Origin of the sequence: Paraburkholderia oxyphila NBRC 105797, assembly GCF_000685075.1 — a bacterium.
In the GTDB taxonomy this organism is placed as follows: domain Bacteria; phylum Pseudomonadota; class Gammaproteobacteria; order Burkholderiales; family Burkholderiaceae; genus Paraburkholderia; species Paraburkholderia oxyphila.
Genome location: NZ_BAYD01000002.1, coordinates 1 through 16,060, shown reverse-complemented (window position 1 = coordinate 16,060; position 16,060 = coordinate 1). Strand labels below are relative to the sequence as shown.

Below are 16,060 nucleotides of genomic sequence, written 5' to 3'. Positions count from 1 at the left end.
GTTGTCCTGCTTCCTTACTTCGCCGCGCCGCCCGTCTGTGAGGCGGCGTCCGCCGTGCCCGCGGCCGGAATGAGAAAGTGCTCGCGGTAGTATTTGAGCTCGTCGATGGACTCGTGGATATCGGCCAACGCCGTATGCATCGCGCGCTTCTGAAAACCCTTGTAGATGGTCGGCTGCCAGCGGCGGCACAGCTCCTTGAGCGTGCTCACGTCCAGATTGCGGTAGTGGAAAAAGCGCTCGAGCGTGGGCATCCAGCGCGCCATGAAGCGGCGGTCCTGGCAGATCGAGTTGCCGCACATCGGCGACTTGCCCGGCGGCACGTATTGCGAGAGAAACGCGAGAATCTCCCCGGTCGCGCTGTCCTCGGTCACGGTGGAGGCGCGCACGCGCTCGGTCAGACCCGAGCGGCCGTGCGTGTTGCGGTTCCATTCGTCCATGCGGTCGAGCACGGCCTCCGGCTGATGGATCGCCAGCACGGGACCCTCGACGATCTTGTCGAGCGTGGAGTTCGTCACCACCACGGCGATCTCGATGATCCGGTCGTTGTCGGGATCGAGCCCCGTCATCTCCATGTCGAGCCAGATCAAGTTCATGTCGGTGCGCTCCATCGCCGGAGTCGCCTGGCCCGCCGGGTCGGCAGAAGTGATATCAGTCATGAGGGGCAGCCTGAAACGGTTGAGATGCGGCGTCCGGACACCTTCGAATGCGATGCGCACGCATGATGCTGGCGCGGCCCGCACGCCAAATGCGGGGATGCCATGGCCGGGCCGCCGAGAACATATAATTGTCGCATAGATACCACGGACACCCCGGATGCCGACCTCATCAACTGCGTTGTCCCCCGCGCTGGCTTTCAGCGTCGTTTTCGTGATCGCCGTGCTGGCCATGGTCGCGACCAAGCTCTGGCTCGCCTCGCGCCAGGTCCGCTTCGTGGCGGCGCACCGCAGTGCGGTGCCGCCCCAGTTCGCGGCCACCATCCCGTTGACGGCGCACCAGCGCGCCGCCGACTACACTATCGCGCGCACGCGCCTTGGCATGATCGAGATCGTGCTCTCCGCGGTCGTGCTGATCGCGCTCACGCTGCTGGGCGGCGTGCAGGTGCTCGACCTCGGCATTTCGGACCTGATCGGGCGCGACTACGTCGGCCAGATCGCGCTGGTCGCGGCCGTGCTCGCGGTGAGCGGCATCGTCGAGTTGCCGCTCGACTACTACCGCCAGTTCGTGATCGAGGAGCGCTTCGGCTTCAATCGCATGACGCGGCGCATCTTCTTCGCCGACCGCATCAAGGGGCTCCTGATCGGCGCGCTGTTCGGCATTCCGCTGCTCTTCGTCGTGCTGTACCTCATGAAGCAGGCGGGCAGCCTCTGGTGGCTCTGGACCTGGGTGGTCTGGGTCGCGTTCCAGATGCTCGTGCTGGTGCTCTACCCCACCTTCATCGCGCCGCTCTTCAACAAGTTCGAGCCGCTGCGGGACGAAGCGCTGCGCTCGCGCATCGAAGCGCTGATGCAGCGTTGCGGCTTCGCGGCCAAGGGCCTGTTCGTGATGGACGGCAGCCGCCGCTCCGCGCATGGCAACGCCTATTTCACGGGCTTCGGCGCGGCCAAGCGCATCGTCTTCTTCGACACCCTGCTCGCGCGCCTCTCGGGCAGCGAGATCGAGGCCGTGCTCGCGCACGAGCTCGGCCACTTCAAGCGCCGTCACGTGATCAAGCGCATGGTGGTGACGTTCGCGATCAGCCTCGTGCTGCTCGGCGTGCTCGGCTGGCTCACGCAGCGCGTCTGGTTCTACGAGGGACTCGGCGTGCGGCCGTCGCTGCTCGGCGGCAACGAAGGGCTCGCGCTCGTGCTGTTCTTCCTCGCCGTGCCGGTGTTCCTGTTCTTCGTCACGCCGCTGTCCAGCCTGAGCTCGCGCAAGCACGAGTTCGAGGCCGACGCCTTCGCCGCCACGCAGACCGACGCGCAAAACCTCGTGAACGCGCTCGTCAAGCTGTATGAGGACAACGCGTCGACGCTCACGCCCGATCCGCTCTACACCGCGTTCTACTACTCGCATCCGCCGGCTTCGCAGCGGATCGACCGACTGCTCTCGCACGCATGAACCGGCGCGCAACGAAAGCCGCCGGCGGCGCAGCAGCTACGGGCACGGGGGCGACGCTGCACGGCGTCGTAATCGCGGCGCACGGGCGCCACTATCTGGTCGCGCCGGACGCAGGCGGCGCGCCGCTGCAATGCTTCCCGCGCGGCAAGAAGAGCGAGGTTGCGGTGGGCGACCGCGTCGAATATCAATCGACTTCGGCGGACCAGGGCGTGATCGTCGCGATCGGCGAGCGGCGCAACCTGCTCTACCGCTCCGATCAGTTCAAGTCCAAGCTCTTCGCGGCCAATCTCGACCAGCTCCTGATCGTGCTCGCCACCGAGCCGCACTTCAGCGAGGACCTGCTCGGCCGCGCGCTCGTGGCCGCCGAGGCCAACGATCTGAAGCCGATCATCCTGCTCAACAAGATCGACCTCGAGGCCGCGCTGCCGCTCGCGCGCGAGCGGCTCGAGCGCTATCGCGCGCTCGGCTATACGGTGCTGGAAGTGTCGGAGAAGAAGCACCCCGAAGAGGCGCGCGCGATTCTCACCGAGCATCTGCATGGCCACCAGACCATCCTGCTCGGCCAATCGGGCATGGGCAAGTCCACGCTGGTGAACCTGCTGATCCCCGACGCCGAAGCCGCCACGCGCGAGATCTCCACGGCGCTGAACAGCGGCCGCCACACGACGACGTTCACGCGCCTCTACAAGCTCCCCGAAGGCGGCGCGCTGATCGACTCGCCGGGCTTCCAGGAGTTCGGGCTCTATCACCTCACCGAAGGCACGCTCGAACGCGCGTTCCCGGAGTTCCGGCCGCTGCTCGCGCATTGCCGCTTCTACAACTGCCATCATCTGCACGAGCCGGGCTGCGCGGTGCTCGAAGCTATCGATGACGGCCGCGTCGAGCCGGAGCGCCATGCGCTCTATGCGCAGCTCGTGCACGAAATCAGCCAGGTCGTGCGCTGACGCGCCAGCCGTCACCATGCTCAAGCTCGTGCGCGCGCCGAATGTCGTCATCGCCCAGCACTGGATGAACATCCTCGCGGCGGCCGGCGTGCCGTGCGAGCTGCACAACCGCTACCTGAGCGGGGCGATGGGCGAGATTCCCGCCGATCAATGCGCGCCGGAGATCTGGCTCGTCGACGAGCGCGACGAAATGATTGCGCGCAAGCTGATTGCCGACGCCATGAACGGACCGCCGCCGGGCGCGCCGTCGTGGCGCTGCCCGCAATGCGGCGAGACGCTGGAGCCGCAATTCACGGTGTGCTGGCAGTGCGGCCGTGCGCGCGATCCGCGCGACGACTGAAAACTTCCCGCCCCGCCCTGCTGGATCTGGAAATGACAACGGCCCGCTCGTGAGAGGCGGGCCGTATTCTTTTGCGCAAGACGCCGGGGTCGCTCAGACCCAGACGGCAATGGTCAGCATGAGCAGCAGGATCATCCACAGGATCACCGCGCGCCACACGAGGCCCACGGCCGATTGCAGCGTGCGCGGCGTGCAGTCGTCGCCGACCGTATAGGGATCGCCTTCGCCGGGCTGGGCGAGCACGTCGACGCTCGACTGCTCCGCGAGCGGCCCCGAGAGGCGCGCGCCCAGCGCGCCGCTGCCGGTCGCGAGCAGCACGCCTTCGTTGGTGTCGGGCCACTGGTTCGTGTGGTTGCGCCACGAGTAGATCGCGTCCTCGAAATTGCCGACGATCGCAAAGCCCAGCGACGTGAGCCGCGCCGGCACCCAGTCGATCACGAAGAACACCTGCTGCGCGAAGTTCGAGAAGGCTTCGGTCCGGTCGTCGGCGGGACGCGACCATGCGCGCGCCAGATATTCGGCGATGCGGTACAGCACCGCGCCCGCCGGCCCGATCGGCACGAGAAACCAGAAGAACACGCCAAACACGTGCCGGTGCGAGGCCACCACGGCGTGGATCAGCGTATGGCGCACGATCTCGCTCACGGGCATGTCCACGGCGTCGATGCCGGTCCACTCGGTGAGGATCTCTCGCGCGCGCGGCACGTCGTCGTTGTTCAGCGCGAGGTGGATATCGGTGAAATAGTGGCTGAACTGCCGGAAGCCCAGCGTGAAGTACACCACCACCACGTTCCACAGAAACGCCAGCACGAAGCTGATGTGATAGAGCACGTAGTAGACCAGCGCGGTGGCCACCGTCCACGGCACCACGACCACGAGCCAGGCGATCAGACCGTGCTTTTGCTTGCCCGCGTCGAAGCCATGCGCGGCCCAGTCCGCATTGAGGCGCAGGAGCGCCATCACCGGATTATTGGGCGAAAGCGCCCGCACCTGTTCGATGACGAGGGCCAGCAATACGGAGAAGAAGGTCATGCCACGCGCCGTGCAGTGAGTCGGGTTGCCAAAGGGATTTCGGGGGTCTTCAGAAATTGTTGCAACGATATCACAGGGCCAGATGTGCCTGAACATGCGGCGGCAAAGACACAACAGCGAGACGCGCGGCGCATGCCGCGCGGCGAAAACCACGCCGCATCAGGCGAGCAGGAAACGATAGAAATTGCGCAGCATGCCCGCGGTGGCCCCCCAGATGAAGTGCACGCCGGCCACGCCCGCGCCTTCCTGCGGATACGGCATGGCGAAGAAGCGGCGCTCGCCGCCCTCCCAGCGCAGCACGCGCACCTGGTGATGCGCCGGATTCATCAGGAAGCTGAGCGGCACTTCGAAGATGCTCGCCACTTCGAGCGAATCGGCGGCCAACGTGAACGGCTCGTGCACGAGGCCCACGACCGGCGTCACCTTGAAGCCCGTGCCCGTGAGGTAGTCGGGCAGCGCGCCCAGCACTTCGACGCGCGCGGGGTCGAGATTCACTTCCTCGTGCGCCTCGCGCAGCGCGGCGGCAATGGGGGTGGCGTCGGCGGGCTCGCGGCTGCCACCCGGGAAGCTCACCTGGCCGGCGTGATTGCTGAGGTTGTCGGCACGCTGCGTGAGCAGCACGGTGAGCCCGGCAGGCCGCATCGCGATCGGCACGAGCACGGCGGCCTCGCGCGGATCGGCGATCTCGGTCACGCGCGCGTCCTGCGGCTCGGGGTCCCAGGGCAGGCGCTGCTCGAAACGCGCGCGCAAGCCTTCGGGCGTGAGCCGGGCGGCGTCGACATGGGGGAGTTCGATGCCTGTCGATTCGATCGGCAGGTTTTCGGGTTCAAATACTGGACGGATCAACGGCTGGCTCGAAATTCGGACACACCTGCGTATTTTGCGGCCAAAAAGAAAAAAGCACCCCGAGGGGTGCTTCTTTCTTACAGCTTTTACGCCTGATCGGCCGGAGCAGCTGCGCTCTTGAACACCAGCTTTTCCTTGATACGCGCCTTCTTGCCCGACAGGTTGCGCAGGTAGTACAGCTTCGCGCGACGCACGTCGCCGCGACGCTTCACCACGATGCTGGCCAGCAGCGGCGAGTACGTCTGGAACGTACGCTCGACGCCTTCGCCCGACGAGATCTTGCGAACGATGAACGACGAGTTCAGACCGCGGTTACGCTTTGCGATCACGACGCCTTCGTAAGCCTGAACGCGCTTGCGGGTACCTTCAACCACGTTCACGTTGACGATCACCGTATCGCCGGGAGCGAATTCGGGGATGGTCTTCTCGCCCAGCACGCGCTGGATTTCTTCCTGCTCGAGTTTTTCAATCAGATTCATTACTGACTCCGTAAGCCATCTTGTCGGCGTTCGTACCTGTGCAGGATTGCCTGCAACTACGGCCCCGATAGAGGATGGATTCACATCTGGCGCCGTTCACGCATGAAGCGGCACCGCCTTTGGCGTCCCGTGTCGCGCCCGCCCGAAGCCTTACGCTTCGTTCGCGCCCTTCGCGAGACTAGCGAGCCATGCCTCGTCGGCACGGCTCAGCATCTTGTTCTTCCTGGCCCGCTGGATCAGATCGGGCCGTTTGTGCCACGTATTGCGCAGCGCCTCGCGGCGGCGCCATTGCTCGATTTCCGCATGATGGCCGCCGAGCAGCACATCGGGCACACGCACGCCGTCGTATTCCTCGGGCCGCGTGTAATGCGGGCAGTCGAGCAGACCGTCCACGAAACTGTCCTGCACCGCCGACTGCGCGTCATTGAGCACACCGGGCAAGAGCCGCACCACGGCATCCATCAGCGCCATCGCGGGCAATTCACCGCCGGAGAGCACGAAGTCGCCGACGCTCACTTCCTCGTCCACGCAACGGTCGACCAGACGCTGGTCGATCGCTTCGTAGCGGCCGCACAGCAGCACGAAACCGGGCTCCTGGGCGAACTGCACGACGCGCTCGTGCGTGAGCGGCTTGCCTTGCGGCGACATCAACAGCACGCGCGGACTCGCGACGCCCTCTCCCGCCTGCGCGGCTTTCGCCGCGCCGATCGCCGCTTCGAGCGGCTTGGCCAGCATGACCATGCCGGGGCCGCCGCCGTAAGGCCGATCGTCGATGGTGCGGTAATTGTCGGTCGTGAAATCGCGCGGATTCCACGTGCGCAACGCATAACGCTGCTGCTTCGCGGCCCGGCTGGTGATGCCCCAGTCGGTGAGTGCGCGGAACATCTCGGGAAAGAGCGTAACGACATCGAACTGCATCGCTCTCTCCGTTCAGCGAATCAGCACAGCAGGTTCAGTAATCGGCTTCCCAGTCGACGACAATGCGCTTCGCCGCCAGGTCCACCGTCTTCACAAACACGCCGACGAACGGGATCAGCCGCTCGCCGGTGGTGGGCTTGCCGTCCTTGCCCGTCGACGGATACTCGACGCGCAACACCGACTGCGCGCCGTTGTCGATCAGGTCGGCAACCGTGCCGAGCTCCACGCCCGCCTCGTTGGCGACGTGAAGACCCATCAGGTCGACCCAGTAATACTCGTCGGCTTCGGTCGCGGGGAAATCCGCGCGGCTCACGTAGATGCGCGCGCCGCGCAAGCGCAGCGCGGTGTCGCGATCCGCAACACCGCCCAGTTGCCCGACGACGCTGTCGCCGTGCACCTTGGCGCTCATGCGCACCGCGGAATGCCGCTCCGGACGCTCGCGGCCCTTCAGGAGCCACCAGCGCTTCGCCGCGATGAGCGCCTTGCCGCCTTGCGCGTGCGGGACGATCTTCAGTCCGCCCTTCAGGCCATAGGCATCGAGCACGGTGCCGACTTCGACTGCGTCGGCCGGCCAGCTTTCCGGCGTTTCCGCGCGCAGGCCTTCGGCCGCGCCTGCAACTCCAGACGCACTGCTGCGCGTCTGCGCGCGTTCCGCAGGCTTGCGCACGAACGCGCCAAACGACGGCGCCTTGCGCGAACCGCCGCCCGATGATGCTTCGGCGCCTGACTTGCCGCCTGCATCATGGTTTTTGCGCGGTACATCGCCCGCTGCGGCAGCAGCGCCCCTGTCCGCTTGTGTATCGTCATGCACGGGCATGGGCAAACCTCGCAGCCAGCTTGAACTCGTACACGCCGCTCACGCCGCGCGCACTTGGGTAAGACTTAAGCAGCCGGTTGAGCGGCAGCAGCCTTTTGCGCTTCCTTCACGAGACGCTCGACGGCCGGCGACATTTGCGCGCCGTTTTCTTGCCAGTACGTCACGCGATCTTGCGCGATACGGAGGGTTTCACCCTTGGTGGCGACCGGGTTGTAGAAGCCCACGCGCTCGATGAAACGGCCGTCGCGACGGTTGCGCGAATCGGTTGCGACGATGTTGTAGAACGGGCGCTTCTTCGAGCCGCCGCGTGCCAGACGGATGATGACCATACTAGAATCCTTGAAAACCGGGGTTCGGGACTACTGAAACATGCGATTATAGCCCGAAACCAATGGCATAACAAACACTTAACCAGAAACCGGGCGGAAACTGCGTGGCAACCGTGAGGAAGCGGCGATGAACGGCGATCGATCGGCGGCTGACGGGCATGACCTACAGGGCCTGGCGCCCGCGTGGGAGCGGCTGCTGGTGTGGGCTCGCGCAACCCTCCTCCGCCTGTGGCGGCATGACAACGCGCCTTCGTCCCTCCACGCCGCGGATCCCGCCCCACATCGACATGGCCGCGACCCTGGCGGCTCGCGCACCTGGCGCCCACGCCGATCGCCTCGCATTGTACGGCGATGCTGTGCTGCCCTGCTCGCGCTCGCCGCCCTTCTCGGCGCTCCGCTCGCGCGGGCCACGCTGCCCATCGAGCGCATCCGGCTACCGGCCGGCTTCCACATCGAAGTGCTCGCCGACGACGTGCCCAGCGCACGCGAAATGACGCTCTCGCCCGCAGGCATCCTTTACGTGGGCAGCATGGAGGGCCGCGTCTACGCGCTCGAGCTGCGCGAAGGCAAGGTCCTCAGGCGCCATGTGGTCGCCTCCGGGCTCACGATGCCCGTGGGCGTGGCCTGGCACGACGGCGCGCTCTATGTTTCCGCGGTCTCGAAGATCGTGAGGCTGGACGCCATCGACACGCATCTCGACGATCCGCCCAAGCCCGCCGTCGTCACCGATGCGCTGCCCGCCGAGCGTCACCACGGCTGGAAGTTCATCGCCTTCGGCCCGGACGGCAAGCTCTACGTGCCGCAGGGTGCGCCCAGCAATGTCTGCCTGCCCGCGAACGATCCGCAGCGCAGCCACTACGCGATGATCGGCAGGATGGACCCGGACGGCACGCACTACGAGACGATCGCGCGCGGCGTGCGCAACACGGTGGGCTTCGCGTGGCATCCGCAGACGCACGACCTGTGGTTCACCGACAACGGCCGCGACATGATGGGCGACGACGTCCCCGACGACAAGCTCAACCGCCTTGCGCGCGTGGGCCTGGATTTCGGCTTTCCGTATTGCCATGGTGGCGATGTCGCCGATCCGGAATTCGGCGCGGGCCATCCGTGCAGCAGCTTCACGCCGCCCGTCGCGAAGCTGGGCGCGCACGTCGCGTCGCTCGGCATGCGCTTCTATACAGGGACGATGTTCCCGCCCGGGTATCGCGACAGCATCTTCATCGCCGAACACGGCTCGTGGAATCGCAGCAAGAAGGTGGGCTATCGCGTGGTGCGCGTCATCGCCAACGCCGACGGCACAGACGCGCATCAGGAAGTGTTTGCCCAGGGATGGCTCAACAGCGACGAGACCGAGTGGGGCCGCCCCGTCGACGTGCTGCCGCTGCCCGACGGGTCGCTGCTCATCAGCGACGACTACGCGGGCGCGATCTATCGCGTGACCTACACGAAGCCGTCGTAGTTGTGCGAAGCCCAGGTTGTCGCGCGTGCGGCCGCAGCTACGCTCGCCCGCCCAGCTTCAGGCATTTCCCGGCATAAGCGGCACGCTCTGCTTGCTTGCGCGCACGCCACGTACAATGGCCAGCGGCCCACGTCCACGCGCGTAGTCAACGCGAGTCAACGCGCAGTCATCGAATCCGTCCGCCCATGTCCAGTCAAAAGAATCCCGCACGCTTTCGCTCCAAGACACTCACCTCCGCCCTCGCCTTCCTGTTCGGCTGCCTCGGCGCGCACCGCTTCTATCTATATGGAGCGCGCGACGTGTGGGGCTGGGCGCACATCGCCGGCACGCTGCTCGGCATTCCCGGCGTGCTCCTGCTCATGGCCACCGAGCGCGCGTCGATACCCGGCTGGGCACTCGCCGTGATCGGCGCCGTTTCCGTGCTCTCGGCCTTTCTTGCCGCCATCGTCTACGGACTGCGCCCGGACGCCAGGTGGGACGCGCAGTTCAATGCGGCCTTCGCCGGAAGCCGTGCGAGCCGTTCGGGCTGGACCGTGATCTTCGTGGTGATCTTCTCGTTGCTGATCGGCGCGTTCTTGCTGATGACGGGCCTCGCCCTCTCGTTCCAGACTTACTTCGAATCGCAGGTCGAAGCGGCCAAGGCGATTTCTCAATAGCAACAGCGGCAGCGGCGCGCGAGGACAAAACTAGAACAAATCCAGTTGCGGCTTCTCGCGCACGGTCTTGGCGCGCACGAACGCCGACATGTCCAGGATGCCGTGGCGCCGCTCGTTCAACCCGAGCCGCGTCACGGCCTTGTGAAAGCGCTGCTTGAGCAGGTCGGCCCAAAGCCCGGTGCCCTTCATGCGCTGCGAGAACGACGAGTCGTAATCCTTGCCGCCGCGCATGTCGCGCACGCGGCTCATCACGCGCGCGGCGCGCTGCGGGAAATGCGCCTCGAGCCAGCCTTCGAAGAGCGGCGCCACCTCCCACGGCAGACGCAGCACGATATAGCTCGCGCTCGTTGCGCCCGCCTCGGCGCAGGCCTCCAGCACGCGCTCCATATCCGGCTCGGTGACGAACGGAATCACGGGCGCGATGCTCACACCGACCGGAATACCCGCCTGCGCGAGCGTGCGGATCGTGCGCAGCCGGCGCGCGGGCGTGGCCGCGCGCGGCTCGAGCGTGCGCGCGAGATCGGCGTCGAGCGTGGTGATCGTGATCGCGGCCATGAATTGCTGGCGCTGTGCCATGGGCACGAGCAGGTCGAGATCGCGCTCGACCAGCGAAGACTTCGTGATGGCCGCAAACGGATGCTCGCGCTCGCTCAGCACCTCGATCACGCGGCGCGTGATGCGCAGATCGCGCTCGACGGGCTGCCAGGCATCGGTATTCACGCCTAGCGCGATGGGCTCCGGCTCGTAAGCGGGCTTGCCGATTTCACGCGCGAGCAGCTCGGGGGCGTTGATCTTCGCGTAAATGCGGCTCTCGAAATCGAGCCCCGGCGAGAGCCCAAGATAGCTGTGCGTGGGCCGCGCAAAGCAGTAGATGCAGCCGTGCTCGCAACCGCGATAGGGGTTGAGCGAGACATTGAACGGGATATCGGGCGACTGGTTGCGCGTGAGAATGCTTTTCGCGCGCTCCTCGAAGACCTGGGTGCGCAATGCGGGCGCTTCCGCGACGGCGAAATCACTATCTCGTGCGCCATCGCCGTCGCGCCCGGCATCGCCTTCGTGCGCGCTCGAGCCCTCGCCAGGCTGCACGTGCTGCCAGCCGTCGTCGAAGGCTTCGCGCTGATCGACCTCGTAACGCCCCTGCAGATTCGTGACCGCCCCACGCCCCTTGCGCGGCGCAGGCGGGGCGACGGGGTACCAGGTGTCGGGGGTGGAGTCGGGGTCCAGTTCGTTCACGGCACAAAGCAACAAAGCGTCTCAATGCTGTATAAATATACAGTATCGAGACGCTTTGTCGAGGGAGAAAAACGGGGGCGCTTTCGATTGCGTCTGCGCGTGCCGAAGCCCCGCGAACCGTCGCCCGGCTACTCGCCCACCGCGATCGTCAGGGTCTCCTTGATCTCCTCCATGACCACGTAGCTCTTCGACTGCACCGCACCCGGCAGTTGCAGCAGGATGTCGCCGAGCAGCTTGCGGTAGTCGGCCATTTCGCCGATGCGCGCCTTGATCAGGTAGTCGAAGTCGCCCGAGACCAGATGGCATTCGAGCACTTCCGGGATCTTCTTCACCTCGCGGCGGAACTGGTCGAACATGTTGCCGCTCTTGTGGTCGAGCGTGATCTCCACGAATACGAGCAGCGCCGCGCCCAGCACGTTCGGATTCACGCGCGCGTAATAGCCGGTGATAACGCCGTCGCGCTCCATGCGCTTGACCCGCTCGATGCAGGGCGTGACGGAGAGCCCGACTTGCTCCGCGAGGTCCTTCATGGCCATGCGGCCGTCCTCTTGAAGCAGTTTCAGGATCCGGTGATCGAGCCGGTCCAGCGCACGGACCGGCTGACGCTGCGTTCTCATGTTTTTTTCCTGAAAATCCGAAAAATACGATAACAAAATCTGGACTGAGAACAATAGCATAGTCGATATTACTGGCTACATCCGATTTTTCATGCCATCAGCGCTGGACGACCCAAAAATGGGCGCAGCAGCGCACGGCACAACGGCGTAGCCCTAACAAATCTAAAATGGAGCAGGCTATGCGAGTCGTCGTGTTGGGCAGTGGTGTGGTCGGGGTTGCCAGCGCCTGGTATCTTGCCCGCGCGGGCCATGAAGTGACGGTGATCGACCGCGAGTCCGGTCCCGCACTCGAAACCAGCTTTGCGAACGCCGGCCAGATCTCGCCGGGTTATGCCGCGCCGTGGGCAGCGCCGGGCGTGCCGCTCAAGGCGGTCAAATGGATGTTCGAGAAGCATGCGCCGCTCGCCATCCGCCTCGACGGCACGAAGTTCCAGCTGCAGTGGATGTGGCAGATGCTGCAGAACTGCACGCCCGAGCGCTATGCGCTCAACAAGGGCCGCATGGTGCGGCTCGCCGAATACAGCCGCGACTGCCTGCAGGCGCTGCGCGCCGACACCGGCATCCAGTACGAGGGCCGCACGGGCGGCACGCTGCAGGTGTTCCGCACGCAGCAGCAATTCGACGGCGCGGCGAAGGACATCGCCGTGTTGAAGGACGCGAACGTCCCGTACGAGCTGCTCACCGCCGCCGAGCTCGGCCGCGCCGAGCCAGCGCTCGCGGCGGTCTCGCACAAGCTCACCGGCGGCCTGCGCCTGCCCGGCGACGAAACCGGCGACTGCCAGCTCTTCACTACGCGTCTCGCGAAAATGGCCGAGGAGCTGGGCGTCAAGTTCCGCTACAACACGCCGATCGACGGCTTCGCCGTGCAAGGCGAGCGCATCGTGGGCGTGCAGTGCGGCAGCGAGCTCGTGCGCGCCGACTCGTATGTCGTCGCGCTCGGCTCGTTCTCCACGAAGATGCTGGCCGGCCTCGTGAAGATCCCGGTCTACCCGCTCAAGGGCTACTCGATCACCGCGCCTATCGTCGACGCAGGCGCCGCGCCGGTTTCCACCGTGCTCGACGAGACCTACAAGATCGCGATCACGCGTTTCGACGACCGCATCCGCGTGGGCGGCATGGCCGAGATCGTGGGCTACGACAAGACGCTGAAGCAGGCACGCCGCGAGACGCTCGAAATGTGCGTGAACGACCTGTTCCCGGGCGGCGGCGACACCTCGCAGGCCACCTTCTGGACCGGCCTGCGTCCGATGACGCCGGACGGCACGCCGGTGGTGGGCCGCACGCCGTTCTCGAACCTGTTCCTGAACACGGGGCATGGCACGCTCGGCTGGACCATGTCGTGCGGCTCGGGCCAGTTGCTCGCCGACCTCATCTCGGGCAAGAAGCCCGCGATCAAGGCCGACGATCTCTCGGTCTATCGCTACCTCGGGGAAACGCAGGGCGAGCATCGCCCGGCCTACGCTTGACGCGTCCTCTGTGTCTGATGTGAAAACGGCGCCCCTCGGGCGCCGTTTTTCGTTTCGGCCATGTTAATGACTTATGGCCGGCTCACATCTTCAGGCCTCCTCAGAACTGATCCTCCGATAGCGCCAGCAGGCCCTCGGCGCCATTCGCGCTGACGATCGCCGCCTCGAGCGCCACGGCCTGCGGCAGCACGTGCTCGGCGAAGCATTGCGCCGTCGCGATCTTCGCGCCGTGGAACTTCGGATCGTCCTGCATCAGCCGCTGCGAGGCGAGCATCGCGCGCGCCATCTGCCAGCCGCCCAGCGCGATGCCCGCCAGCTTCAGATAAGGCACGCTGCCCGCGAAGACCGCGTTCGGATCGCGCTTCACGTTGGCCAGCACGAAGGCCACCGCCGAGGCCAACGCCTGCTGGCCGAGCGCCAGGTGCTTCGCCATCGACTTGAATGCGGCGCCTTCGTACGTACCCAGTTCCGTAACGGTCTGCCCGATCTCGTCGATGAGCGCCTGCGCCGCCGCGCCGCCGTCGCGCAGCGTCTTGCGGCCGATGAGGTCGTTGGCCTGAATGGCGGTGGTGCCCTCGTAGATCGCCAGGATGCGCGCATCCCGATAGAACTGCGCGGCGCCCGTTTCTTCGATGAAGCCCATGCCGCCGTGCACCTGCACGCCGAGGCTCGCCACGTCGATGGCGAGCTCCGTGCTCCAGCCCTTCACGATCGGCACGAGGTATTCGTAGCGCGCCTGATGCCGGGCGCGCGCCACCTCGTCCGGATGCCGATGCGCGCGATCGCTCTCCCCCGCCGCCACGTACGCGAGCGCACGCGCGGCCTCGGTGAGCGCGCGCATGGTCGAGAGCATGCGGCGCACGTCGGGGTGATGAATGATGGTGACGGCCGCTTTGGCCGAGCCGTCCACCGGGCGGCTCTGCACGCGCTCCTTCGCATACGCGGCCGCCTTCTGATACGCGCGCTCCGAGATCGCCACGCCCTGCATGCCCACGGCGAAGCGCGCCGCGTTCATCATGATGAACATGTATTCGAGGCCGCGATTCTCCTCGCCGATCAACTGGCCGATCGCGCCGCCATGATCGCCGTATTGCAGCACGGCCGTCGGGCTTGCCTTGATGCCGAGCTTGTGCTCGATGGAGACGCAATGCACGTCGTTGCGCGCACCGGGCGAGCCGTCGTCGTTGACGAGAAACTTCGGCACGATGAAGAGCGAAATGCCCTTCACGCCTGCGGGCGCAGTCGGCGTGCGCGCGAGCACGAGATGGACGATGTTCTCCGCCATGTCGTGCTCGCCCCAGGTGATGAAGATCTTGGTGCCGAACAGCTTGTAGCTGCCATCGGCCTGCGGCTCGGCGCGCGTGCGCACGGCCGCGAGATCGGAGCCCGCCTGCGGCTCGGTGAGATTCATCGTGCCGGTCCACTCGCCCGAGATGAGCTTGGGCACGAAGCGCTTTTTCTGTTCTTCGCTGCCCGCCGTGAGCAGCGCCTCGATCGCGCCGTCGCTCAGGAGCGGGCACAGCGCGAACGACAGGTTCGCCGCGTTGAGCATCTCCACGCACGGCGTGCCGACGAGCTTGGGCAAGCCCTGTCCTTCGTATTCCTGAGGATGCTGCACGCCCTGCCAGCCGCCCGCGACGTATTGACGAAAGGCATCGGCGAAACCGGGCGACGTGTGCACCTGGCCATTTTCCCAGCGGCTGGGATTGCGGTCGCCTTCGACGTTCAGCGGCGCGAGCACTTCTTCACACAACTTCGCGCATTCCTGAAGCACGGCCTGCACAGTCTCGGGCGTGACATCCTCGCCGCCGGGAAGCGTGGCGATCTCTTCGAGTCCTGCCAGTTCCTTCATCACGAACAGCATGTCGCTTATCGGTGCGTTGTACATGGCCGTTGTCTCCAGTCGAGGCTGCGATGATGAAAAAAAGGGGCGCTCGAAGCGCCCCTTTTTTGTGTGTCGCCGGACATCGCACTGCGTCCGGCTTCGCCTGTGCTGCGGCGCTTAGCCGAGCTCTTTGACGAGCTCCGGCACAACCGTGAACAGATCGCCCACGAGGCCATAGTCGGCCACGCTGAAGATCGGTGCTTCTTCGTCCTTGTTGATCGCCACGATCACCTTCGAGTCTTTCATGCCCGCCAAGTGCTGGATCGCGCCCGAGATGCCCACCGCGATGTAGAGCTGCGGCGCGACGATCTTGCCGGTCTGGCCGACCTGGTAGTCGTTGGGGACGTAGCCCGCGTCGACTGCCGCGCGCGAGGCGCCCAGTGCGGCGTTGAGCTTGTCGGCGAGCGGCTCGAGAACCTTCGTGTAGTTCTCGCCGCTACCGAGACCGCGACCACCCGAGACGATGATCTTCGCGCTCGTGAGTTCCGGACGGTCGAGCTTCGTGACTTCACGGCCAACGAATTGCGTGAGGCCGCTGTCCGCTGCCGCTTCGATCTTCTCTACCGCTGCGCTGCCGCCTTCGGCCGCGACTGCGTCGAAGCCGGTCGTGCGAACCGTGATGACCTTGATCGGATCAACCGATTGCACGATCGCGATTGCGTTGCCCGCGTAGATCGGGCGCTCGAACGTGTCCGGAGAATCCACTGCCGTGATGTCCGAGATCTGCGCGACGTCCAGCTTCGCAGCGATACGCGGCGTAACGTTCTTGCCCGCAGCCGTAGCAGGCGCCAGGATGTGCGTGTAGTTCTTCGCGATCGAAAGAACCGTCGCCTCGACATTCTCCGCGAGGCCTTGCTCGAGTTGCGGCGCGTCGGCCAGCAGCACCTTCGAGACGCCGGCGATCTTCGCGGCCGCGTCTGCGGCAGCCTGGGCGTTGTG

Annotated in this window: 17 protein-coding genes; 6 read left to right on the top strand and 11 right to left on the bottom strand. The window is 65.8% G+C overall.

Going from position 1 to position 16,060, the window contains the following annotated elements:
- Positions 1-14 precede the first annotated feature (14 nt).
- On the bottom strand, positions 15-656 hold the full coding sequence (gene orn, locus BO1_RS00935; protein WP_028215933.1) for an oligoribonuclease: 642 nt from the start codon (positions 654-656) through the stop codon (positions 15-17).
- Between the two features lie 157 nt (positions 657-813).
- Here orn and BO1_RS00930 point away from each other — a divergent pair, with 157 nt between their 5' ends.
- From BO1_RS00930 to BO1_RS00920, 3 genes are read left to right on the top strand one after another with little or no spacing between them, the layout of a single operon-like run.
- A complete protein-coding gene (locus tag BO1_RS00930) occupies positions 814-2,097 on the top strand; it encodes a M48 family metallopeptidase (protein ID WP_043283480.1) in 1,284 nt (427 codons plus the stop codon).
- Complete coding sequence (gene rsgA, locus BO1_RS00925) at positions 2,094-3,041, top strand: ribosome small subunit-dependent GTPase A (protein WP_028215931.1); 948 nt, start codon at positions 2,094-2,096, stop codon at positions 3,039-3,041. Before BO1_RS00930 ends, rsgA begins: the two co-directional genes overlap by 4 nt.
- Positions 3,042-3,057: 16 nt before the next feature.
- Positions 3,058-3,381 (top strand): putative signal transducing protein, encoded by a 324-nt coding sequence (locus BO1_RS00920; RefSeq protein ID WP_028215930.1) that lies wholly within the window; start codon positions 3,058-3,060, stop codon positions 3,379-3,381.
- Between the two features lie 93 nt (positions 3,382-3,474).
- Here the strand turns inward: BO1_RS00920 and BO1_RS00915 are convergent, their stop codons facing one another.
- The 6 genes from BO1_RS00915 to rpsP form a co-directional block, all read right to left on the bottom strand.
- Complete coding sequence (locus BO1_RS00915) at positions 3,475-4,413, bottom strand: CobD/CbiB family protein (protein ID WP_028215929.1); 939 nt, start codon at positions 4,411-4,413, stop codon at positions 3,475-3,477.
- Between the two features lie 159 nt (positions 4,414-4,572).
- Positions 4,573-5,259, bottom strand: coding sequence for a CoA pyrophosphatase (locus BO1_RS00910; protein ID WP_028215928.1), 687 nt, complete (start codon positions 5,257-5,259; stop codon positions 4,573-4,575).
- Between the two features lie 86 nt (positions 5,260-5,345).
- Positions 5,346-5,738: a 50S ribosomal protein L19 gene (gene rplS, locus BO1_RS00905; RefSeq protein WP_028215927.1), complete on the bottom strand. Its 393-nt coding sequence runs from the start codon at positions 5,736-5,738 to the stop codon at positions 5,346-5,348.
- Positions 5,739-5,888: 150 nt separating this feature from the next.
- Entirely contained in the window at positions 5,889-6,656 is a 768-nt protein-coding gene (gene trmD, locus BO1_RS00900) for a tRNA (guanosine(37)-N1)-methyltransferase TrmD (RefSeq protein WP_028215926.1), read from the bottom strand.
- Positions 6,657-6,690: 34 nt separating this feature from the next.
- Complete coding sequence (rimM, locus tag BO1_RS49240) at positions 6,691-7,473, bottom strand: ribosome maturation factor RimM (RefSeq protein WP_084687707.1); 783 nt, start codon at positions 7,471-7,473, stop codon at positions 6,691-6,693.
- Between the two features lie 65 nt (positions 7,474-7,538).
- The gene (gene rpsP, locus BO1_RS00890) at positions 7,539-7,802 is read right to left on the bottom strand and encodes a 30S ribosomal protein S16 (protein WP_028215925.1); all 264 of its coding nucleotides are present in this window, start codon (positions 7,800-7,802) and stop codon (positions 7,539-7,541) included.
- 127 nt (positions 7,803-7,929) lie between these two features.
- Between rpsP and BO1_RS49235 the strand changes: the two genes are divergently transcribed.
- Both BO1_RS49235 and BO1_RS00880 read left to right on the top strand, forming a co-directional pair.
- Entirely contained in the window at positions 7,930-9,264 is a 1,335-nt protein-coding gene (locus BO1_RS49235; protein ID WP_084687706.1) for a PQQ-dependent sugar dehydrogenase, read from the top strand.
- A gap of 185 nt (positions 9,265-9,449) precedes the next feature.
- The gene (locus BO1_RS00880; protein ID WP_028215924.1) at positions 9,450-9,920 is read left to right on the top strand and encodes an NINE protein; all 471 of its coding nucleotides are present in this window, start codon (positions 9,450-9,452) and stop codon (positions 9,918-9,920) included.
- A gap of 30 nt (positions 9,921-9,950) precedes the next feature.
- Here the strand turns inward: BO1_RS00880 and BO1_RS00875 are convergent, their stop codons facing one another.
- On the bottom strand, positions 9,951-11,144 hold the full coding sequence (locus tag BO1_RS00875) for a PA0069 family radical SAM protein (RefSeq protein ID WP_028215923.1): 1,194 nt from the start codon (positions 11,142-11,144) through the stop codon (positions 9,951-9,953).
- A 137-nt stretch (positions 11,145-11,281) separates the two neighbouring features.
- Positions 11,282-11,770 carry an Lrp/AsnC ligand binding domain-containing protein gene (locus tag BO1_RS00870; RefSeq protein WP_028215922.1) on the bottom strand — a complete coding sequence of 163 codons (489 nt, stop codon included), beginning with the start codon at positions 11,768-11,770 and terminating at the stop codon, positions 11,282-11,284.
- 167 nt (positions 11,771-11,937) lie between these two features.
- On the opposite strand from BO1_RS00870, the gene BO1_RS00865 reads away from it, so the two are divergent.
- Entirely contained in the window at positions 11,938-13,236 is a 1,299-nt protein-coding gene (locus tag BO1_RS00865) for a D-amino acid dehydrogenase (protein WP_156992078.1), read from the top strand.
- Between the two features lie 100 nt (positions 13,237-13,336).
- On the opposite strand, the gene BO1_RS00860 is transcribed toward BO1_RS00865, so the two are convergent.
- Both BO1_RS00860 and BO1_RS00855 read right to left on the bottom strand, forming a co-directional pair.
- The gene (locus BO1_RS00860) at positions 13,337-15,124 is read right to left on the bottom strand and encodes an acyl-CoA dehydrogenase (RefSeq protein ID WP_028215920.1); all 1,788 of its coding nucleotides are present in this window, start codon (positions 15,122-15,124) and stop codon (positions 13,337-13,339) included.
- 114 nt (positions 15,125-15,238) lie between these two features.
- Positions 15,239-16,060 (bottom strand): electron transfer flavoprotein subunit alpha/FixB family protein (locus BO1_RS00855; RefSeq protein WP_028215919.1); only part of this gene is annotated, 822 nt, incomplete at its 5' end.